Annotated in this window: 18 protein-coding genes; 17 read left to right on the top strand and 1 reads right to left on the bottom strand. The window is 54.5% G+C overall.

All coding sequences use genetic code 11. From position 1 onward, the window contains the following. Positions 1-88 precede the first annotated feature (88 nt). From ahrC to QWT68_RS05420, 6 genes are all read left to right on the top strand, one after another. Complete coding sequence (gene ahrC, locus QWT68_RS05445; RefSeq protein WP_040286579.1) at positions 89-538, top strand: transcriptional regulator AhrC/ArgR; 450 nt, start codon at positions 89-91, stop codon at positions 536-538. Between the two features lie 17 nt (positions 539-555). After that, a complete protein-coding gene (gene recN, locus QWT68_RS05440; RefSeq protein WP_040286578.1) occupies positions 556-2250 on the top strand; it encodes a DNA repair protein RecN in 1695 nt (564 codons plus the stop codon). Positions 2251-2379: 129 nt separating this feature from the next. Next, complete coding sequence (locus tag QWT68_RS05435) at positions 2380-3351, top strand: SpoIVB peptidase S55 domain-containing protein (protein ID WP_290150069.1); 972 nt, start codon at positions 2380-2382, stop codon at positions 3349-3351. 189 nt (positions 3352-3540) lie between these two features. Next, positions 3541-4335: a sporulation transcription factor Spo0A gene (gene spo0A, locus QWT68_RS05430; protein ID WP_290150067.1), complete on the top strand. Its 795-nt coding sequence runs from the start codon at positions 3541-3543 to the stop codon at positions 4333-4335. A 245-nt stretch (positions 4336-4580) separates the two neighbouring features. Further along, positions 4581-6143, top strand: coding sequence for a flagellar assembly protein A (locus tag QWT68_RS05425; RefSeq protein ID WP_290150456.1), 1563 nt, complete (start codon positions 4581-4583; stop codon positions 6141-6143). A 27-nt stretch (positions 6144-6170) separates the two neighbouring features. Beyond that, positions 6171-6887 (top strand): glycerophosphodiester phosphodiesterase, encoded by a 717-nt coding sequence (locus QWT68_RS05420; protein ID WP_290150066.1) that lies wholly within the window; start codon positions 6171-6173, stop codon positions 6885-6887. 69 nt (positions 6888-6956) lie between these two features. Here the strand turns inward: QWT68_RS05420 and QWT68_RS05415 are convergent, their stop codons facing one another. Next, entirely contained in the window at positions 6957-7187 is a 231-nt protein-coding gene (locus QWT68_RS05415; RefSeq protein WP_040286573.1) for a DUF2627 domain-containing protein, read from the bottom strand. Between the two features lie 117 nt (positions 7188-7304). On the opposite strand from QWT68_RS05415, the gene QWT68_RS05410 reads away from it, so the two are divergent. From QWT68_RS05410 to meaB, 11 genes are all read left to right on the top strand, one after another. Further along, a complete protein-coding gene (locus tag QWT68_RS05410) occupies positions 7305-9299 on the top strand; it encodes a sigma 54-interacting transcriptional regulator (protein WP_290150064.1) in 1995 nt (664 codons plus the stop codon). Between the two features lie 18 nt (positions 9300-9317). Then, positions 9318-10250 (top strand): bifunctional enoyl-CoA hydratase/phosphate acetyltransferase, encoded by a 933-nt coding sequence (locus tag QWT68_RS05405; protein WP_290150062.1) that lies wholly within the window; start codon positions 9318-9320, stop codon positions 10248-10250. Between the two features lies 1 nt (position 10251). Beyond that, entirely contained in the window at positions 10252-11349 is a 1098-nt protein-coding gene (locus QWT68_RS05400; RefSeq protein WP_290150060.1) for a Leu/Phe/Val dehydrogenase, read from the top strand. A gap of 42 nt (positions 11350-11391) precedes the next feature. After that, positions 11392-12510 carry a butyrate kinase gene (buk, locus tag QWT68_RS05395; protein ID WP_040286569.1) on the top strand — a complete coding sequence of 373 codons (1119 nt, stop codon included), beginning with the start codon at positions 11392-11394 and terminating at the stop codon, positions 12508-12510. After that, positions 12494-13921, top strand: coding sequence for a dihydrolipoyl dehydrogenase (lpdA, locus tag QWT68_RS05390; protein WP_290150056.1), 1428 nt, complete (start codon positions 12494-12496; stop codon positions 13919-13921). The genes buk and lpdA overlap by 17 nt, the downstream gene beginning before the upstream one ends. Before the next feature lie 19 nt (positions 13922-13940). Continuing rightward, entirely contained in the window at positions 13941-14948 is a 1008-nt protein-coding gene (locus QWT68_RS05385) for a thiamine pyrophosphate-dependent dehydrogenase E1 component subunit alpha (protein WP_290150052.1), read from the top strand. Then, positions 14948-15931, top strand: coding sequence for an alpha-ketoacid dehydrogenase subunit beta (locus QWT68_RS05380; protein ID WP_040286566.1), 984 nt, complete (start codon positions 14948-14950; stop codon positions 15929-15931). The genes QWT68_RS05385 and QWT68_RS05380 overlap by 1 nt, the downstream gene beginning before the upstream one ends. 21 nt (positions 15932-15952) lie before the next feature. Further along, positions 15953-17269 (top strand): dihydrolipoamide acetyltransferase family protein, encoded by a 1317-nt coding sequence (locus tag QWT68_RS05375; RefSeq protein ID WP_290150049.1) that lies wholly within the window; start codon positions 15953-15955, stop codon positions 17267-17269. Positions 17270-17386: 117 nt separating this feature from the next. Further along, entirely contained in the window at positions 17387-19066 is a 1680-nt protein-coding gene (locus tag QWT68_RS05370; protein WP_290150046.1) for a methylmalonyl-CoA mutase family protein, read from the top strand. Beyond that, positions 19053-21212 carry a methylmalonyl-CoA mutase gene (gene scpA / locus QWT68_RS05365; RefSeq protein ID WP_040286564.1) on the top strand — a complete coding sequence of 720 codons (2160 nt, stop codon included), beginning with the start codon at positions 19053-19055 and terminating at the stop codon, positions 21210-21212. The genes QWT68_RS05370 and scpA overlap by 14 nt, the downstream gene beginning before the upstream one ends. Then, positions 21209-22321, top strand: coding sequence for a methylmalonyl Co-A mutase-associated GTPase MeaB (gene meaB, locus QWT68_RS05360; protein WP_290150045.1), 1113 nt, complete (start codon positions 21209-21211; stop codon positions 22319-22321). The genes scpA and meaB overlap by 4 nt, the downstream gene beginning before the upstream one ends. The last annotated feature ends 61 nt before the right edge of the window (positions 22322-22382 follow it).

Genomic DNA, 22382 nt, shown 5'->3' with positions numbered 1-22382 from the left:
GCAGCATCTGCAGAACAGCTGGCGGCTGGGCTGGGGATGCAGCTTTCGCTTTCCGCCCTATGAAGCAGCCGGTACTGGAGGGAAGTATATGAACAAAGGGCAGCGGCATCTCAGGATCCGTGAAATCATACTGGAACAGGAGATTGAAACGCAGGACCAGCTGGTGGAAGCGCTCAAGAATTCAGGGGCTGATGTCACCCAGGCGACGGTTTCCCGGGATATCAAGGAGCTCCACCTGTTCAAGACGCCAATGCAGAACGGTCGATATAAGTACAGTCTGCCGGCCAGTCCTCAATTCAACATTGAAGACAAGCTCCATCGAATGCTGACGGATGCGTTCATCAGCATGGACGGAGCGAGTCATTTTCTCATATTGAAAACACTGCCGGGCAATGCCCATGCAGTCGGTTCCCTTATTGATCATCTGGAATGGCAGGAGATGCTCGGCACTATTTGCGGCGATGACACGTGCATGATCATCTGCCGGACGGAACATGCAGCGGGCATAGTCAGGGACCGTCTGCTCGCAATGCTGTAAGAAAGGGGGAGCAGCCCTTGTTAAGTGAACTTTCGATCAAGAATTTTGCAATCATAGAAGCGCTGGATGTGTCCTTCGAAGAGGGACTGACAGTACTGACGGGCGAAACAGGTGCCGGGAAATCGATCATCATCGATGCAGTCCAGCTGGTCGCAGGCGGGAGAGGTTCGGTTGAATTCATACGGCACGGGACGAAGAAGGCGGAGTTGGAAGCGATGTTCTCCATTCCGGATGCGGACCATCCCGTATTCAGGAAGATGCAGGAGTTCGGAATTGAAGCGGAAGAAGGTACGATCATCCTGCGCAGGGAGCTGAACCTGAATGGGAAGACGACCTGCCGGGTGAACGGCAAGCTTGTGACCATCGCCATTCTGCGTGAAATCGGCTCCCAGCTGATCGACATCCACGGTCAGCATGAAAACCAGGAACTGATGCATCAGAAACAGCACATCCACCTGCTGGATGCATTTGCCGGGCAGCCATTCAAATCGTCCATGAAAAGTTACAGCGGTCTATATGAGGATTACGTGAAATTACGGAAGAAACTGAGCCTTGCCTCGGAAAACGAACAGCAGATCGCACAGCGTATCGATCTGTACTCGTTCCAGCTGCGGGAAATCGATGAAGCCTCCCTGCAGGCAGGGGAAGAGGAATCACTGGAGAGCGAACGGCTGAAACTCCAGCATTTCCATCGGCTGTTCGATCGCCTGACTAGTGCGTATGATGCCCTGCAGGGGGATTCACATGCACTCGATCTACTTGGCAATGCAATGAGCGATCTGGAAGACGCCGCCTCCGTCGATAAGGATCTCGCAGGCTTCGCAGAGACGGCGGGGGAAAGTTTCTACTCTCTGCAGGACATTGCTCATGATATCAAAGTCATCATTGACGAGATGGAGTACGAGCCGAACCGCCTTGAAACTGTGGAAGACCGGCTGGCACTGATTACATCGCTGAAGAGGAAATATGGTTCCTCCATCGAAGATATCCTGCTGTACCGCGACAAGATCGCGGACAAGCTGGACGAACTGGTGAACCGGGACGGCCGAATCGAAAAAGAACAGGAAAAGCTCAAGCATCTCCGGGCTGACCTGGAAATCGAAGCCGGCGAACTGTCCGAGATCCGGAATCAGTCCGCCAAAATGCTGGAAGAAGCCATTATGGAGCAGCTGAGGCAGCTGCACATGGAAAAGGCGGTATTCCAGGTGAGGATCGATCGGAAAGAGGCAGGGACGTTCGATTATAATGGATTTGACGACGTCGCTTTCTATATTTCAACAAATGTCGGGGAACCGATGAAGCCGCTGGTGAAAGTCGCCTCCGGCGGTGAACTGTCGCGTGTCATGCTCGGGCTGAAGACCATATTCTCGAAACACCAGGGGATCACGTCGATCATTTTCGATGAAGTCGACACAGGGGTGAGCGGCCGGGTGGCACAGGCGATTGCTGAAAAAATCGCTGCCGTCGCCAGGAATTCCCAAGTTTTATGTATTTCCCATCTGCCGCAAGTCGCCGCCATGGCGGATCACCATTACCTCATTCAAAAAGAGGTGACGGACGAACGGACACGGACATCGATCCGCGATGTGATGGAGGATGAACGGACACGGGAACTGTCGCGGATGCTGTCCGGAGCTGAAGTGACACCGCTCACACTGCGGCATGCAGACGAGCTGCTCCAGCTGGCGGAAGCAAGGAAATCCGAATTATGAATGTGAAGCCGACGCCGCAGCGGAGCTGCCGGCGTTTTTTTTCGATTCCACCTCTGCATGTTTTACCCTTTCATAACCGACACCGGAACGGACACTCTAACTGTAATCCCGAAACGAAGGAGGTGACGTATGGAATGGAATAGACAGCTGAAAGCGATCATGGCATCCGCTGCGGCAATGGTGATGCTGTTCACGGGGTCCATAACGGTTCTCGCTGCGCCGGCAACATTGATCCCGATGGGGAATTCGATCAGTATCCAGCTGGCACTGTCGGGAGTTTTCGTTACAAATGATATCCCATTATCCAAAGGGGACGGACTCTTGAAGGCGGGAGATCAGGTCGCTGCTGTTGATGGTGTTTCTGTGAATTCCCTGGAATCTCTGACGGATGCAGCAGCATCCCTCAAGGACGATGGGACGGTAAAGCTGTCCATCATGCGGGACGGCCGTGAAAAGGTGTTCGAAACGGATGGCTTATCCTTCAAACGGTCGCTGTCGTTCCTGAAAGACACGACGGAAGGGACCGGGACACTTACGTATGTGGATATCACAGAGAAAACATATGGCGCTCTCGGTCATCAGATCATCGACAGTTCGTTCAACAGTGCGCCGGACTTCAAAACTGGTTCAATCTATCTGTCCGAAATCGAACAGATCAAAAAGAGTTCGCCTGGACATCCAGGATATAAGATCTCTTCCATCCTCGATCAGAATGAGACACTCGGCACAATTGTGACCAACAGTGTGGTCGGTATTTTCGGTGAATGGAACGCTTCTTATAAAGAAGTCTTGACGAAACCAATGGAAGTTATGCAGCCGGACGAACTCGCTCTCGGTCCAGCCGAGATCTTGACAACCATTGAAGGGACAAAAGTGGAATCATTCAAGATCAATGTGACTGATTCGTCAGCGGATGCTTTCAAATTCACGCTGACAGATGAACGGCTGCTGGAAAAGACCGGCGGCATCCTGCAGGGGATGAGCGGAAGTCCTGTCATCCAGGACGGGAAGTTCGTCGGAGCCGTCACGCACATGTTTGTTGACCAGCCTGCAAAAGGAGCCGGTCTATTCCTCGATAAAATGACAGAGCAAGGCAGCTGAAGCTAACCAGCCGGACCTCCGGCTGGTCTTTTTTAATTTTTTGTAAAATAGGCAAGAATCCAGTCGAAATAAGAAGAAACTGTATGTCCTTGTATTCATTTTGGATACAAATGGAGGAACAGATGTAGATTTGTCGAAAAATTACACGTAGAATAACTCTTACAGCGGGTAAACAAGGGGGACGTAAAAATGGGGAAAATTAAAATAGCAATCGCAGATGATAATAAAGAACTTGTGAAAACGATGAGTGCATACTTTGAGAAACACCCCGAAATTGAAGTGATCTGGACAGCACCAAACGGGAAAATCTGCCTTCGTAGCCTGGGAGAAGCTGTTCCGGACGTACTGCTGCTGGATATCATCATGCCGTATCTTGACGGAATCGCCGTATTGGAGAATATCCGACAGCAGGAAGCGTATGCGAATGTCAAAATTATCATGCTGACCGCTTTCGGTCAGGAAGATGTCATGACACAGGCGGCGGGCCTTGGCGCTTCGTATTTCATGCTGAAGCCGTTTGAATTCGAACAGCTCGTCAACCAAGTGTTCCAGGCAGCGCAGATCCAGAAACCGGCCAAAGCGCAGGCTCCGGCCCAACAGGAGGCCCGGACTGATGAAGCTGTGTCCCAGAAGGTCCTGGATACGGCCATCACGTCCACTATCAAGGAGATCGGTGTGCCGGCCCATATTAAAGGCTATTCCTATTTGCGTGAAGCGATCCACATGGTCTATGCAGACCATGATCTGCTGGGAGCAGTGACGAAGATCCTGTATCCTGAAATAGCGGAAAAATACAAAACAACTCCATCCCGTGTCGAGCGGGCGATCCGGCATGCGATTGAAGTGGCCTGGAACCGGGGGAATTACGAAGTGATTTCAAAAACATTCGGTTACACCGTCCACCATTTGAAGAGCAAACCGACAAACAGCGAGTTCATCGCCATGATAGCGGACAAGATCCGGATTGAACACATGGCCAGCTGAATAACGTCCCGGTAAAGGGGCTGTCCTGCAAAAGTCCATCCCGGATTTTTGGAGGACAGCCCCTTTTTCAATGTCGTATTGAGGATAGTTTGCAGTCGATGGCAGTATAACTGCCCTCTTCCCGTGTGAAGAAAGTTGCAATAGATGAAAAACACAGAAAATATAAAGGCGGAAGAATAGACAAAACGCCTATTTCTAATCCAACCGTACCATCTATAATAGAAGGAGAAGAAGAGGTGAGCGAGATGCTGTATGAAAACGATTTCATAACTTTGACACTGGATGGCGAATCAGTCATCATGGAGACGATAAAGAGCGGTTTTCCGCTGAAATCTTTCGACCGGGTGACCCGCGAGCTGCCCCGGTTGAGGATCACTTCCTTCCCCGAGCTGCGCAGTGCCCTGTCGGCTGAAGGCGCCGTAACGGAAATCGGTCAATATGCACCTGAAATCGAAATCACTCTATCCGCCGATAAGATGAAAGCCGAAGCAGTCATCTTATTAACGGAGGAAGAGCTTGCTGAGAGAAAGCAATCGCTGCCGGCCTATGTGGACCGGCTGCTTGATGAGTCACGGATCATTCATGGCCGCTGCCCGATCGATTGGGATGCCGTCAAGCCCAGGCAGACCATCCTGGCAGCTAAAGGTACAGAGCCGGTCAAAGGCAGAGACGCTCAGCTCACATACATAGAAGCACCTGAAAGACGTCCCGTCATCCGGGAGGACGGATCAGCCAACTATTATGAAATGAATTTTGTCAAACATATAAAAAAAGGGGACTGGCTTGGAGAGAAACTGCCGGCACAGGAAGGTAGCTCGGGATGGGATGTTACAGGCGGCCAAATCCAGGCGAAACGTGGATTGGATGCCAAGTTGGTCTATGACCGTAAATCCGTGGAAGAAATCGAGGAAGACGGCAGAACCGTCCTGCGCGCCATCCATGGCGGCGTTCTTGACTATCACAATCAGATCGTCGGGGTCGGCAGGCAGCTGATGATCGACGGGGATGTCGGCCCGGAGACAGGGTCTGTCACCTTTGACGGCACAGTCATCATTTCCGGAACTGTCCTGGCAGGATACAGTGTCAATGCAACAGGAGATATATCGGTAGGTGCCAAAGAAGGGGTCACGAATGCAAAAGAAATCCGCTCCGAACAGGCGGATATCTACATACAGGGCGGAGTCTTCGGCGGCGGTTCGACCGTTTTGGAGGCAAGCGGCACGATATTCATCAAACACGCAAACGACTGCTGCCTGTTCGCCCACACTGTCCAGGCCGGGCTGTATATACTCGGCTCCCATGTAGCAGCAGATTACGTCCATGTCGATCGCCACAAAGGCAAGATCATCGGCGGCAAAACGGAGAGTGTATACCTGATCGAATGCGCATATGCAGGAAATCATCATGAACGGAGTACGGAACTCATAGCATGCGGTATTGATAAAGAGGCTCTCCATATCGAAATCCAGCAGCTCGCACAGACCATCAAAGATTTGCAGAAACAGATCACCACCCTTGAAAGTCATGCAGATCCCCTGGAACCGATGAAAGACACACTGCCACCTCCGCAGCGTGAGGCGTATGATAAGATCCAGCAGATGATCCGCACGAATACTGACGAAGTATTCGCGCTGGATGGAATCATACAGAAAAAGCTGCATACGATAAAAACAGCGGTCCGGCCAAAGATAGAAATCACGAAAGAAGCGAATGCAGGCGTTACAATCCAGGTGGGTGCGAAATCGACAGTTCTCACCTCTCCGACAAGAGGGGTCTTTGAGCTGACGGATGGTGTGCTGAATATTTAGAAGCGGCATATGAAAGGGGCTGAGTCCATGGAGCTCGGAAACAGGCCGAGAGTCTATGCGCACCGGGGGGCGTCCGGCGCGTACTTTGAAAATACGATGGAGGCATTCCGCGGGGCGGCGGAGGAAGGCGCAGACGGAATCGAGCTGGACGTCCAGCTGTCGAAGGACGGTGTGTTCTTTGTCATCCATGATCCGGATCTTGTCAGGCTGGCAGGCATCCGATGCCGGATTTCCGATATGGAAGCGGCCGATATCGACCAAGTGCAGATAGGCAGACGGTTCACCCGTAAATTCAGGGGCTTTCATATACCGAGGCTGTCGAAAGTCATCACCTTCGCCCTCATGGAGCCGATCGGACTCAATGTTGAAATGAAAGAGACGATTTCGGAAAATCCGGACTGCCTGCAGGCTCTGCTGAATCAGCTGGCAGTGCTGGATGATGTCCATCTGTCTTCTTTCGATTATTCACTGATCGTGAAAGCGAAGGAACTGGAGCCGTCGATGGAAACTGCATTTCTGCTGAAAAAGGCTGTGCTGAAGGAAAAGTCGCTGGCAGATTATCCTGCCGCGGATGCATTCCACTTCCATAAACGGATGCTGACCGATACCTATGCCGAGCAATGGCAGGCGGCAGATCGGCCGATCAGGATATACGGTGTGGACGGGACGGAACCCTTCATAGAGGATCCGCCGGCGTACATCCATGGCTGGATCACCGACTATCCCGGCCGCTTTTGCAAATGATTGCAAGCGGCCGGCCGTCAAACTGAAAAAGGCTGCCCCGGATAACTTTGTTATCCGGGGCAGCCTTTTTCATTGTTTTTTCTTCGGAATGCGTCCTTTACGCTGATCACGGCGGAACAGGAATCCAGCAAAGAAGCCGATACCCGCAGCCAGAAGGACCAAACCTGCAATAAATTGCAGCCATATGTATGGGAAGGGATTGAATAGTACACCAAAGATAGCATCACGCATCAGTTTAATGCCGAGAGCTGCTGCAATGCCCGGTACGATCAGGACTATGAAGGCGGCTAAACGTGCCATATGATCTCCTCCATTCGTATTTCATTTTACCTGCTGCCGAAGGATTGTCAAGAACGAGAAGATGCGGTATGATAAATGGGAAATGCAAAAGATTGCACAGTGAGGGAAGGAGATTGAATGACTTTGCAAAACATCGTTGTGATAGATCCGAATGACCAGCAGCTGAACATTTTGCAAAAGATCATCCAATCGGACTTCTGCCGGATCACTGCTATTGCCAGCCGGGAAGATTCGGCTGAGGCACGGAGTTTTGCTGCACGCCATTCCATTGCGTATGACACCGATCCTTCGGCTGTTTTAACAGATGACGTACAGACCGCGTTTGTTTTCTCGGGAATGGATGCCGCCGAATCAGCACAGCGGTTTCCTGGTATTACTGTCTTTCCTGAAGAGATCAGCACATTATATTTCCGGCTGATCGAGAGGGAGATTACACATTTGCAGACGATCCTGTCAAAAAGTTTTACATACGAGGCGATTTTCCATTCTGTCGAGGAAGGAATGATCGGAATCGACAGGAACGGAATAATTCAGCTCTTTAATGACAGCGCTTCCAAAATGCTCGGTATCCCTTTAGGAAAAGCGGCAGGGAAACCGATCTCGTCAGTAATTCCGTCTTCGCGGCTTTTGGAAGTTGCGAACAGCGGACACGGGGAAGTGAACGTCAAGCTGCAGCTGCCGAACGGGCTGGATATTTTAAGCTCCCGTTATCCGATCACCCTGGCAGATGGCACCACTGCCGGCGCATTCGCCGTGTTCAAGGAGATTACAGATGTTATTGAAACCGCTGAAGAGATCACGGACTTGAAGCGTGTGAAAACGATGCTTGAAGCGATTATCCATTCCAGTGACGATGCTATTTCGGTTGTCGACTCGAATGGCCTCGGTATTCTGGTCAACCCTGCGTACACCCGGCTTACCGGCCTGTCGGAAAAAGAAGTGATCGGCAAGCCGGCGACAGCTGACATAAGTTCAGGTGAAAGCATCCATATGAAAGTGCTCGAGACCGAGCGGCCGGTGCGCGGAGTCAAGATGAAAATCGGAGAGAATAACCGTGATGTCATTGTCAATGTCGCTCCGATCATCGTCGACGAAGAAGTGAAGGGAAGCGTCGGGGTCATCCACGATATCACCGAAATGCGCAGCTTGATGAGACAGCTGGATCAGGCGAAAGCGATGATCCGTGACCTTGAATCCTCTTATACATTCGATGACATTATCGGCGGGGACGAAGATCTGACAATTGCAGTCAGCCAGGCAAAGATAGCTGCCGGCTGTGAAATCCCTGTCATGCTGCGCGGGGAGCCGGGAACAGGCAAAGGGCTGTTCGCCCATGCTATCCATACTGGCAGCAACCGGCATGAAAGCGATTTCATCCGTGTGTCATGCAGTTCACTTGATATGGATTCTGTCGAATTGGCTCTCATCCATTCCAAATTACAGACTGATGAATTGTCAGGCACCCTGTTCCTGGATGAAATCACGGACCTGAAACCGGAAATCCAAGAGAGTCTGCTGGAATATCTCGAGTCAGGCAGGGTCACGGCAGCTGGACAGCCGAGACAGCTTGGCATGAGGATCATCGCCTCGTCATCTGCGAACCTGGAGCGGGCGGTCCACGGCGGTACGCTGAGTGAGGAACTCTATTTCCAGCTGACCCGGATATCCATCCGCATCCCGAGCCTGCGGGCACGCTCCGGTGATATCCCAGAAATGACGGAAGTGCTGCTTGCCATGCTGAACCAGGAGTTCGGGATGGCTGTCCATTCCCTGACCGGCAGCGCCCTGAAGCGCCTCCAGTCCTACGAATGGCCAGGGAATGTCCGGGAGCTGGAGAACGTGCTGAGCCGTGCAATGATCCTGTCCGAACCCGGATCTGATATTCTGGATGAAGAGGATATCATCCGCGCCCTGTCCTCAGGGAGTGAACTGACAGCAGCACAGACACTTCCTGAAAAGCGGACACTCGCTTCCCTCATGGAAGCCCATGAAAAATTACTGCTGGAAACGGCTTTGAAAGAGAACGGCGGCCAAAAAGTCGCCGCTGCCGATAAGCTCGGCATCTCGCTGCGATCGCTTTACTACAAACTGGAGAAGTACAAACTGATTTGATGGAAATGGGGGGATCGGATGAAAACGCTCGCTGAAGTGGTCAGACGTGCAGCGGAGCTGCCGGGCAGGCCATGCACTGCGGTTGCTTGTGCAGCCGACCAGGATGTTCTGGAAGCTGTGGAACACGCCGTATCCAGAGGGCTGGCTGCATTCAAGCTGTTCGATGACGGACAGGAACTCAATGAAATGGTCCGCAAGCATACACCCGAACTGATCGGCCATCCTGATGTGGAGTTCATCCAGGCAGCAGGACGGGACAATGCGGCCGCGATGGCTGTGCAATCCGTCTCATCCGGCGAGGCGCAGGTTCTCATGAAAGGGAATCTCCCGACGGCTTCCCTCATGAAGGCCGCTCTCAAGAAAGAAGGCGGGCTGCGCAGCGGAAATGTACTGTCGCATGTAGCGGCATTCGAGATACCCGGGTATGACAAGTTGATCTACCTTACGGATTCGGCGATGAGTCTTCTGCCGGACCTGGAGACGAAAGCGCAGATCATCCGGAATGCAGTTACAGTCGCCCGGGCGTGCGGACTTGAGCTGCCGGTCGCCGTTCCGCTCGCTGCCGTGGAAGCCGTCAATCCTGCCATGCAGGCGACTTTGGATGCTGCTGCCTTGACGATGATGAATCAGCGAGGGCAGCTGGACAATTGCATAGTGGACGGGCCGATGGCACTCGACAACGCAATTTCAACAGAAGCGGCCCTGCATAAAGGGCTGACAGGACCGGCCGCAGGGAAAGCGGATATCCTGGTCGCACCGAACCTCGAATCCGCGAATATGCTCTACAAGTCGCTCACCTATTTCGCGAAAGCGAAAGTAGGCGGCATGATCCAAGGGGCAGCCGCTCCGATTGTCATGACATCCAGGGCGGACAGTGCCGAAACAAAACTGAACTCGCTGGCACTCGCCTTGCTTGTCAGCAAAAATCAAACCGAAAACGGAGGAAACTAAAATGGAAATCATGAAATATATGGAAACTTATGACTACGAACAGCTTGTGATCTGCCAGGACAAGACAACAGGCTTGAAAGCATTCATCGCCATCCATGACACGACACTCGGACCGGCACTCGGCGGAACACGTATGTGGACATATGACAGCGAAGAAGAAGCGATCGAAGACGCACTCCGTCTTGCGCGCGGCATGACATACAAGAATGCTGCAGCCGGACTGAACCTCGGCGGCGGCAAGGCCGTCATCATGGGCAATCCGAAAACCGACAAGAACGATGAGATGTTCCGCGCATTCGGCCGTTTCATCGAAGGGCTGAACGGGCGCTATATAACAGCGGAGGACGTCGGCACAACAGAAGAGGACATGGACCTCATCCATCTGGAAACGGACTATGTCACGGGTGTCTCCGCTGAATTCGGTTCCTCAGGCAACCCATCGCCGATCACTGCACTCGGCGTCTACAAAGGCATGAAGGCAGCAGCGAAAGAAGCATTCGGCAGCGATTCCCTGAAGGATAAAACGGTTGCTGTCCAAGGCGTCGGAAATGTCGCGTACACAATGTGCGAATACCTCCACAAAGAAGGCGCGAAACTGATCGTCACAGACATCAACCAGGACGCGGTCCAGCGCGCAGTCGACAACTTCGGCGCAACAGCAGTCGACATCGATGAGATCTACAGCCAGGACGCGGACATCTTCTCGCCATGCGCACTCGGCGCGGTCATCAACGACGACACGATTCCGCAGCTGAAAGCGAAAGTGATCGCAGGATCGGCGAACAACCAGCTGAAAAATCCGGAACACGGAGACAGAATCCATGAGATGGGTATCGTCTACGCACCGGACTATGTCATCAACTCAGGCGGCGTCATCAACGTCGCGGACGAACTGGATGGCTACAACCGTGAACGTGCTCTTAAGAAAGTCGACACGATCTACCAGACAATCGAAAAGATCTTTGCAATTTCCAAGCGGGACAGCATTCCGTCATACGTGGCAGCTGACCGTCTGGCCGAAGAACGGATCGAGCGTGTCGCGAAAGCGCGCAATCAGTTCCTGCAAAATGAAAAAAGCGTTCTGTCGCGGCGCAAGTAACAGACCTGCCGGACACGTGTACCGCGAAAGGAGAAAATGGCCATGGCTGCTTCAGGAATGACAATATTGACGATCAATCCAGGATCGACGTCAACAAAAATCGGGGTGTTTGATGACGGCCGGCTGATAATGGAAGAAACCCTGCGTCATTCGACTGAAGAACTTGCACCGTTTCCCAATGTCACCGCGCAGTACGGCTTCCGGAAAGAACTGATCATCCGGTCGCTCGCCGACCATGGAATCAGCACAGCAGCCCTTGCTGCAGTTGTCGGGCGCGGCGGACTGCTCCGCCCGATCGCCGGCGGTACGTACCGTGTCGACGGACAGATGCTGGAAGATCTGAAGCGGGGCGTTTCCGGCCAGCACGCCTCGAATCTCGGCGGCATCCTCGCGAACGAGATCGCCTCGGCAGAAGGGATCCCCGCGTTCATCGTGGACCCGGTCGTCGTGGACGAACTGCAGCCGGTCGCCCGGCTGTCTGGATTCAAACTGCTGGAACGGCATTCGATCTTCCATGCGCTGAACCAGAAAGCGGTCGCCAGGCGCTATGCCAAGGATACAGGCAGGAATTACAGTGATCTGAAACTGATCGTCGTCCATATGGGCGGCGGTATCACTGTCGGTGCCCATGAGTACGGCAATGTGATCGATGTCAACAACGGCCTGCACGGGGACGGACCATTCAGTCCGGAACGGGCAGGGACCGTCCCGGCCGGGGACCTTGTCGATATTTGTTTTTCCGGCAAGTATTACCGTCAGGAAGTGATGGAGATGCTCGTAGGCCAAGGCGGTATGACAGGGTATTTGGGCACGAATGATGCAGTGCAGGTTGAGAAACGGATTGCAGCAGGTGATGAGGAAGCGAAACGTGTCTACGATGCGATGGCCTATCAGGTCGCAAAAGAAGTCGGCAGTGCCGCTGCGGTGCTTCGCGGGAAAGCGGATGCCATCATCCTGACGGGCGGACTTGCATACGGCAGAGGATTTGTGGAAGAGATCAGGAACTATATCGAGTGGATCGCAGAAGTCGCCGTCTATCCGGGGGAAGACGAATTGCAGGCCCTTGCAGAAGGGGCAATCCGTGTTCTCACCGGTGAAGAGGAAGCGAAGACGTATCCCAGTATAGAACAGGAGGCAGCACACGATGGCTCAAGAATATGACGTAGTGATACTCGGAGGAGGGACCGGCGGATATGTCGCCGCAATCCGTTCCGCCCAGCTCGGTCTGAAAACGGCGCTTGTTGAAAAGGGGAAACTCGGCGGCACTTGCCTGCACAGAGGCTGCATTCCGAGCAAAGCACTTCTGAAAAGTGCGGAAGTGTTCCAGCTGGCAAAAGAGAAAGCCGGAGATTTCGGTGTGCGCACGGAACGTGTCTCACTCGATTTCCAGGCGGTCCAGCAGCGGAAACAGTCGATCGTCGACCAGTTGTACAAAGGTGTGCAGGGTCTCATGAAGAAAGGCAAGATCGATGTCTACGAAGGGACCGGCCGGATGCTCGGACCGTCCATCTTCTCGCCGATGCCGGGAACCATCTCGGTGGAGATGAACAACGGAGAGGAAAATGAGATGCTCATCCTCAAAAATCTGGTACTTGCCACCGGGTCCCGCCCGCGTACGCTGCCGGGCCTTGAACTGGATGAACAGCAGGTGCTGTCATCGGATGGGGCGCTTGCCATGGAATCACTTCCCGCGTCGATGCTGATCATCGGCGGGGGTGTCATCGGAATCGAATGGGCATCCATGCTGAATGATTTCGGTGTGGAAGTGACTGTCGTCGAATACGCTGACCGGATCCTGCCGACGGAGGATGCGGACATTTCGAAAGAGATGAAGAAACTGCTCGAGAAAAAGGGCATCCGTTTCGTCACCGGGGCAAAAGTGCTGCCGGATACAATCGAGAAGTCCGAAAACAGTGTTACGATCTCCGCGGAAACAGGCGGCGATCAGCAGACATTCACGGCGGAGAAAATGCTGGTCTCCGTCGGCCGTCAGGCAAATACGGAAGGCATCGGGATCGAGAATACGGATATCGAAATCGAGAAGGGCTATATTAAGACACTGCCCACGTTCCAGACGAAAGAAAGTCATATCTATGCGATCGGCGACTGCATCGGCGGTCTCCAGCTTGCCCATGTCGCTTCCCACGAAGGGATTGCGGCAGTCGAACATATTGCCAACCAGTCACCTGCACCGATGGATTATGAAAAGATTTCCCGCTGCATCTACTCGAGTCCCGAAGCGGCAAGCGTCGGAATCACCGAGCAGCAGGCGAAAGACCGCGGCTACTCAGTGAAAATCGGGAAGTTCCCATTCCAGGCGGTCGGCAAGGCGCTAGTCAACGGCAAAGCGGACGGATTCGTCAAAATCGTCGCAGACGAAGCGACAGATGATGTCCTCGGCGTCCATATGATCGGCGCCGGTGTGACGGACATGATTTCCGAGGCGGGGCTTGCGATGGTGCTGGATGCGACGCCTTGGGAGATCGCGGAAACAGTCCATCCGCACCCATCCCTATCAGAAGTGATCGGGGAAGCGGCATTGGCGGTAGACGGAAAAGCAATCCACATGTAACCAAAAAGGGGGAAACACCATGGCAACGAACCGGCACGAAGAGCTCGGTCTCACAAATGATGATGTGCTCAAGATGTATGAAACTATGCTGATGGCGAGAAAGATCGACGAACGGATGTGGCTGCTGAACCGGGCAGGGAAAGTCCCGTTCGTCATCAGCTGCCAGGGCCAGGAAGCGGCGCAGATCGGCGCAGCGTTCGCGCTCGACGAAGACAAGGACTGGATTGCGCCGTATTATCGTGATATGGGCGTCGTTCTCCATTTCGGCATGACGCCGAAAGATCTTATGCTGTCGGCGTTCGCCAAGGCGGAAGATCCGAATTCAGGCGGCCGGCAGATGCCCGGACACTTCGGGCAGCACAAAAACCGTATACTGACCGGCTCCTCCCCTGTTACGACACAGCTGCCCCATGCTGTAGGGGTCGCGCTTGCCGCGAAGATAAAAGGCGAAGATTTCATTACATTCTCGACACTCGGCGAAGGTTCTTCCAACCAGGGGGACTTCCATGAAGGCATGAACTTTGCAGGCGTGCATAAGCTGCCGACAGTCATCATGGTCGAAAACAACAAGTATGCGATTTCCGTGCCGCTTGAGAAGCAGATCGCCTGTGAGCATGTATCCGACCGTGCAGCGGGCTATGGCATGCCGGGCGTCACGGTGGACGGCACAGATCCGCTCGAGGTCTACAAAGTCATGAAGGAAGCAGCCGACCGTGCGCGGCGCGGAGACGGTCCGAGCCTTGTCGAAGCTGTCTGCTACCGTCTCACAGCCCACTCGTCCGATGACGACCACCGGCTGTATCGTGATGCTGAAGAACTGGAGACGGAACGCAGACTTGATCCGCTGCCGAAATTCGAGGCGTACCTGAAAGAGACAGGAGTCCTGACAGACGAAAGCCGGGATGAGATCGAGACGCGTATCATGAAAGAAGTGAACGAAGCGACAGACTATGCGGAACAGGCGCCGTATGCGGAGCCTGAGTATGCGCTCCGTCATGTCTATGCGGAACAAGGAGGGAACGACTGATGGCGGTCATTTCATATATCGACGCAATTACCAGCGCCATGGCAGAAGAGATGGAACGTGACGAGAACGTTTTCGTCATGGGTGAAGATGTCGGCCGCAAAGGCGGCGTATTCAAAGCAACGACCGGGCTGTATGACAAATATGGTGAATACCGCGCTCTTGATACGCCGCTGGCCGAATCGGCGATTGCCGGCGTAGCGATCGGTGCTGCCATGTACGGAATGCGGCCGATCGCAGAGATGCAGTTTGCGGACTTCATCATGCCTGCGGTCAATCAGATTGTCTCCGAAGCAGCCAAGATCCGCTACCGGTCCAATAATGATTGGTCGTGTCCGCTTGTCGTCCGTGCACCTTTCGGCGGCGGTGTCCACGGCGCGCTTTATCACTCGCAGTCAGTGGAATCCATGTTTGCCGGCACACCGGGACTTAAAATCGTCATTCCGTCGACTCCATATGATGCAAAAGGATTGCTGAAAGCGGCAATCCGCGACGAGGATCCTGTCCTGTTCTTCGAGCATAAGCGGGCGTACCGCCTCATCAAAGGAGAAGTGCCGGAAGAGGAATATGTTCTTGAAATCGGCAAGGCGGACGTCAAGCGTGAAGGCGAAGACATTACAATCATCACATACGGACTCTGCGTCCACTTTGCGCTGCAGGCTGCTGAACGGCTTGCAGAAGACGGAATTTCAGCGCACATCCTCGACTTGCGGACGATCTATCCGCTCGACAGGGACGCGATCATCGAAGCAGCGAAGAAAACAGGGAAAGTCCTTCTCGTCACAGAAGACAACAAAGAGGGCAGCATCATGAGCGAAGTGGCTGCCATCATCTCCGAGAACTGCCTGTTCGATCTCGACGCGCCGATCCAGCGGCTTGCCGGCCCGGATGTCCCGGCGATGCCGTATGCGCCGACAATGGAGAAGTTCTTCATGGTCAATCCGGATAAAGTCGAAAAAGCAGCACGCGATCTCGCTGAATTTTAAAAACGGACGGAGGGAATTCCAGTGGCAATCGAATCGATCAAAATGCCCCAGCTCGGTGAAAGTGTCACCGAGGGGACTATCGAGAAATGGCTTGTGAAACCAGGAGACCATGTAGAGAAATATGACTCGCTTGCGGAAGTGAACACTGACAAAGTGACAGCGGAAGTGCCATCTTCCTTCAGCGGCATCATCAAGGAGATCATCACCGAAGAAGGACAGACGGTCGCTGTCGGTGAAGTGGTCTGTACGATCGAAACCGAAGGCGGTGCCCAGGCGGATGAACCGGCAGCAGTGCCGGCAGCAGAAGAACCGGCCAGCGAAATGCCGGCTGCGGGTTCACAGAAGCCGTCGACGCCTTTGAAAAAGGAGAAAGGCGCGGCATCCGGACGCTATTCACCGGCCGTCCTCCGTCTTTCACAGGAGCACGATATCGATCTGTCGCTCGTAGACGGTTCGGGGCGTGACGGGCGGATCACACGCAAAGATATCCAGGCCATCATCGACAGCGGTGAAAAACCGCAGCCGAAAACAGAAGAATCGTCAGCGTCACAGCCAGAACCGGCTCCATCCGCCCCTGCACAGCAGGCTGCAAAAGCACCGGCCGCCAGCGGCACTGCGAACGTACCGACGGCTCCGGGAGATGTCGAAATCCCGGTAACCGGTGTCCGCCGGGCGATCGCAAACAATATGCTGAAATCCGTGCACGAAGCTCCGCATGCATGGACGATGGTCGAAGTCGATGTGACTCAGCTGGTGCAGTACCGTGACTCGCTGAAAGCCGACTTCAAGAAAAAAGAAGGCTTCAACCTGACATACTTCGCATTCTTCGTCAAAGCGGTATCCCAGGCGCTCAAAGAATTCCCGATGATGAATTCCATGTGGGCCGGCGATAAGATCGTCCAGAAAAAGGACGTCAACATCTCGATCGCTGTCGCGACGGAAGATGCGCTGTTCGTGCCGGTCATCAAACAGGCTGACGAGAAGACCATCAAAGGCATCGGCCGCGAAATCTCAGAACTTGCAGGAAAAGTGCGGTCCGGAAAACTGACGTCCGCTGAAATGCAGGGCGGCACATTCACTGTCAACAACACCGGATCGTTCGGTTCGGTCCAGTCGATGGGCATCATCAACCATCCTCAGGCAGCGATCCTGCAGGTGGAATCAATCGTCAAACGTCCGGTCGTCATGGAAAACGGTATGATCGCAGTGCGTGATATTGTCAACCTGTGTCTGTCGCTCGACCACCGGGTGCTCGATGGACTCGTCGCCGGAAACTTCCTGGCACGCGTCAAAGAGATCCTTGAATCTGTTTCCCCGGATAACACATCCGTTTACTGAAAAAGCATGCACCCCCCCGGCCAAGATGAACTGGACGCGGGGGTTTCTTTTCAATCAGGTGCAGCATGATGTACACTGGATTCATCAGTACTCATGAAAAGCCGAGGAGGGACAATGATGGGCAAGTCCGACATACATACGATGAAACAGCAGGAGTTCAGCCGGCCGACAGCAGAAGAATGGAGAGCCGCAGCGGAAACGTCACTGAAGGGCAGGAAGGTGGAGACGCTGGAGACGGAGACGATGGAAGGGATCCGCCTCAAACCGCTGTATATGGAACGGCCTGCCCGGCTGCCGGTGCGGCCGGATAACGGCAGCTGGGTGATTGCGCAGGGCGCAGGAGGCCAGACAGGGCAGGAATGGCTCACTGGTGTAAGGGAAGGGCTGGAGAAAGGCAATGAAGCGATCTGCCTGGACGGAAGACAGCAGAAGATCGAATGGGACGACACGTCGCTGGAGCAGCTTGCAGAACTGCTGACAGAGTCGCCGATCGCCTGGTTCCACATTGAAGAAGAGGACGAGATCCTGAAAGTGTTCGGGAAAGTGCAGGAAACGGACCGGAAATCGGTGTCCGGGCTTCTGTGCGCAGGTAATTTCCGCATGCCTGCAGGATATCCGAACGTCCGGACGGAAGGGATCGATCTCGAACCGATCCATATGAAAGGCGCCGACAGTGTGACTGAACTGGCATACGCTCTGGCAGCGGCTGCAGAACGTGCCGAGAAATCAGAGGACTTCGAACAGTTCGCGAACAGCGTGTTCTTCCGATTTGCCGCAGACACGCAGTTCTTCATGGAAATCGCCAAGTTCCGTGCATTCCGGTCGCTCTGGTCATTGTTCAGCAGTGCCTATGGAGCGGATGATGATATAACCATCCCAGTCTGCGGCATCACCTCCATGAGGTCATTCTCCAAGATCGACCCTCATGTCAACCTGCTGAGAGCGGCCAACAGTGCGTTTTCCGCCGTGCTCGGCGGTGCCGACTGGCTGATGGTGACACCATACAATGCATTGACCGGTGACACGCCGCAGTCGCAGCGCTATGCGCGCAGCATGCAGCTCATCCTCCGTGAAGAGACGCACGCCGGAAAGACCGCAGACCCTTCAGGAGGTTCATATTTCATCGAACAGCTGACGGACGAACTGATCCGGCGCGCATGGCAGCGCTTCCTCGATATGCAGGAGGCGGGGGGCACCGAAGGGTTCCTTGCCTCAGGCAGGCTTGAAGAGCTCGCGGACGAACGGAAAACGAAGGCGGCTGCAGGTGAGCTGCGGCTGATCGGAACGAATGTATACGCCGATCCGGAGGGTGCAGAACAGCTGTCGCTGACTGCGATCAGCGCGGAAGACCGGCCAGCCTATCCGTTCGAGCGTCTGAGGGAGAGGGCGAAAGGATGCAGACTCGACATCGTCCTCATTCCGTTCGGAAAGCTCGCAGACTACAAACCCCGCACTGATTTCGCAGCCGGCTTCCTTGCGGTTGCAGGGTTGACGGCACGAATGGCGCCGCCGTGCAGCAGCGGCTCGGATGCTGCTGCCTGGCTGAACAGTGAAACACCCGATTATGCTATTCTTTGTGCCGATCCCGCGAAATTGGAGTCAGTTACCGCCGATGTGCTTGCCAGAGTGGCGGACAGCATCCGTCTCGATGCAGCCGGTAAGGCAGCTCCGGCACTAGCTGAGCAGTGGCTCAGATCCGGGCTGAACGGTTTCATCCATGCAGGACAGGATAAGGTTATGAAACTCACAGAGATCATCAGTCTCAGCAAGGGAGGGATCACAGATGAAAAAGCCTGATTTCAGCCAAGTCAATCTTACAGGAGTGCTGAACGGGGGACAGCAGAGGGGGCAAGCATCAGACAGTCCATTCATGACCAATGAAGGGATCCCCGTCCGTCCCATGTATACTGCTGAGGACATGAAGGACGCCGGGCATTTGGACGGCTTTCCGGGGATCGCCCCGAACACACGCGGCCCGTACCCGACGATGTATGTATCCCGTCCGTGGACGGTCCGGCAATATGCAGGATTTTCGACGGCTGAAGAAAGCAATGCGTTCTACCGCCGCAATCTTGCGATGGGCCAGAAAGGGCTGTCCGTGGCGTTCGACCTCGCGACACACAGAGGATACGACTCGGACCACCCGCGGGTGACCGGCGATGTCGGGAAAGCTGGTGTCGCCATCGACTCCGTCGAGGATATGAAAATCCTGTTCGACGGCATCCCGCTCGACCAGATGTCTGTCTCCATGACTATGAATGGTGCCGTCCTGCCGATCATGGCCTTCTATATCGTTGCAGCGGAAGAACAGGGGGTAACGCCCGAACAGCTCGCCGGCACAATACAGAATGATATCCTCAAAGAATACATGGTGAGGAACACCTATATATTCCCTCCCGAAATGTCCATGAAAATCATTGCAGACATATTCGAGTACACATCCAAAAATATGCCGAAATTCAATTCGATCTCCATCTCCGGCTATCATATGCAGGAGGCGGGTGCCACAGCGGATATCGAACTGGCCTACACACTCGCGGACGGCCTGGAATACGTGCGGACCGGGCTGCAGGCAGGTATCGATATCGATTCGTTCGCACCGAGACTGTCGTTCTTCTGGGCAGTGGGCATGAACTATTTCATGGAAATCGCAAAGATGCGGGCAGCCCGTATCATTTGGGCGAAAATGATGAAAACGTTCGATCCGAAAAATCCGAAGTCCCTTGCCCTCCGAACACATTCTCAGACCTCGGGATGGAGCCTCACGGAACAGGATCCGTTCAACAATGTCGCCCGGACGCTGATCGAAGCGAATGCTGCGGCCATGGGGCATACGCAGTCGCTCCACACGAATGCGCTCGATGAAGCGATCGCCCTGCCGACAGATTTCTCTGCCCGGATTGCACGCAACACGCAGTTGTTCCTGCAAGAAGAGACACTGATGACCAAAACGATCGATCCGTGGGGAGGGTCCTATTACGTCGAATCGCTTACGGCGGAACTCGTGGACAGAGCATGGACACTTATCGAAGAGATCGAAGACCTCGGCGGAATGGCGAAAGCGATCGAGACCGGCCTGCCGAAGATGAAGATCGAAGAAGCCGCAGCAAAAAGACAGGCGAAAATCGACTCGAAAAGCGAGACGATCGTTGGAGTTAACCAATACCGGCTGGATGAGGAGGAACCGATCGACATCCTCGATATCGATAACACGCTCGTCCGGCAGAAGCAGATCGAGCGTCTCGGCAGGGTCAAGGAGAACCGGGACGGGCAGGCCGTCAAAACGGCGCTGGACCGCCTGAGCTCAGCGGCTGCCGATGGGTCAGCCAATCTTCTGGCACTCGCTGTCGATGCAGCTCGCGCCAGGGCGACCATCGGAGAAATCTCCGATGCCATTGAAGCGGTTTCGGGACGTCACAAAGCGGTCATCCGGTCCGTAAGCGGCATCTACAGCCAAAACTTCTCCAATTCCGAAGAGATTGATGAAGTCAAACTGATGACAGATGAATTCCTTGAAAACGAGGGGCGCCGTCCGCGCATACTCGTCGCGAAAATGGGGCAGGACGGCCATGACCGCGGCGCGAAAGTCATCGCCTCCTCATTTGCCGATCTTGGATTCGATGTGGACATCGGCCCGCTGTTCCAGACGCCTGAAGAAACAGCCTTGCAGGCGGCCGAGAACGATGTACATGTCATCGGTGTCAGTTCCCTTGCGGCAGGCCATAAAACCCTCGTACCCGCACTGCGCAGTGAACTCGCCAAGATTGGCAGACCGGACATATTGGTCATCGTCGGCGGTGTGATTCCCGCTCAGGACTATGAATTCCTGCGTGAGAACGGAGCGGCCGCAATTTTCGGTCCCGGGACGGTCATCCCTGTTGCAGCTCAAAAGGTGATTGAAGAGATCTACCGCCAGCTCGGTTACGAGGAAGTGATGGAGTGAGCAGCCAGGACAATGTCCGGGGTAAGGAAACGGCACTCAATATAGCTGAGGGTGTCACCTCCTCCCATGACGGCATGCGCCGGACGGGACGCAAGGTGTTCAGGAAAAGCTCTGGTCCGCTCGATATCGGTGCGCTGACTGCAGGCATTTCTTCAGGCGACCGGCTGAGCCTCGCTAAGGGGATCACTCTGCTAGAAAGCACCGCTGCCAAAGACCGGCCGGCTGGCCAGGAGCTGCTGCTGAGCCTCCTGCCGAAAACCGGGCGCAGTGTGCGGGTCGGCATCACCGGAGTCCCGGGAGCCGGCAAAAGTACATTCATCGAAGCGTTCGGACTGATGCTGACGGAGGCCGGTCACCGTGTCGCGGTTCTTGCCGTCGATCCGAGTTCCACCGTTTCGGGTGGCAGTATTCTTGGTGATAAGACACGGATGGAGCTGCTTGCACGCGAGCCGAAGGCATTCATCCGCCCGTCACCGTCCGCTGGAACCCTCGGCGGCGTCCACAGGAAGACACGGGAGACGATGCTGCTGTGTGAAGCTGCCGGCTATGATGTCATCTTAGTGGAGACCGTGGGCGTCGGGCAATCGGAAACAGCCGTCAGGGAAATGACGGATTTCTTCCTGATGCTGGCGCTCACCGGTGCGGGAGACGAGCTGCAGGGGATGAAAAAAGGAATCATGGAGCTGGTGGATGGAGTCCTTGTCCACAAAGCCGACGGCGGCAATGAACGGCTGGCCAAAAAGACCGTACGGGATTACCGGCAGCTCGCACACTTCCTGCAGCCTGCCACCCCCGGCTGGACTACACAGGCGCTTGCCGTTTCTTCCATCGAGAAAACAGGACTTGCGGAAACCTGGGCGATGATCGAATCATTCAGGGACCAGATGCAGTCCGCAGGTTACTGGACCCAGCGGCGTCAGGAACAGACACGGAGCTGGTTCCATTCCATGATCGAAGACCAGCTGATCCATTCGTTCTACGAGACACCGGGCAGGAAGGAACTTGTTGCTGCGCTCGAAGCGAGAGTTCTTGCAGACGAGCTGACCGTAGCCGGAGCGGTGAAGCGGGTATTCAGTGAGGATGAGGGTGCCCCCGAGGAAAACAGCTGAGCGGCTGAACGGTTTTCATCAGCCCCGTAAACTGGTATGATAGAGATATCTTGCAAGGAGG

Origin of the sequence: Sporosarcina trichiuri (genome assembly GCF_030406775.1) — a bacterium.
Classification (GTDB): Bacteria; Bacillota; Bacilli; order Bacillales_A; family Planococcaceae; genus Sporosarcina; species Sporosarcina trichiuri.
This window is presented reverse-complemented; position numbering and strand designations above follow the sequence as displayed.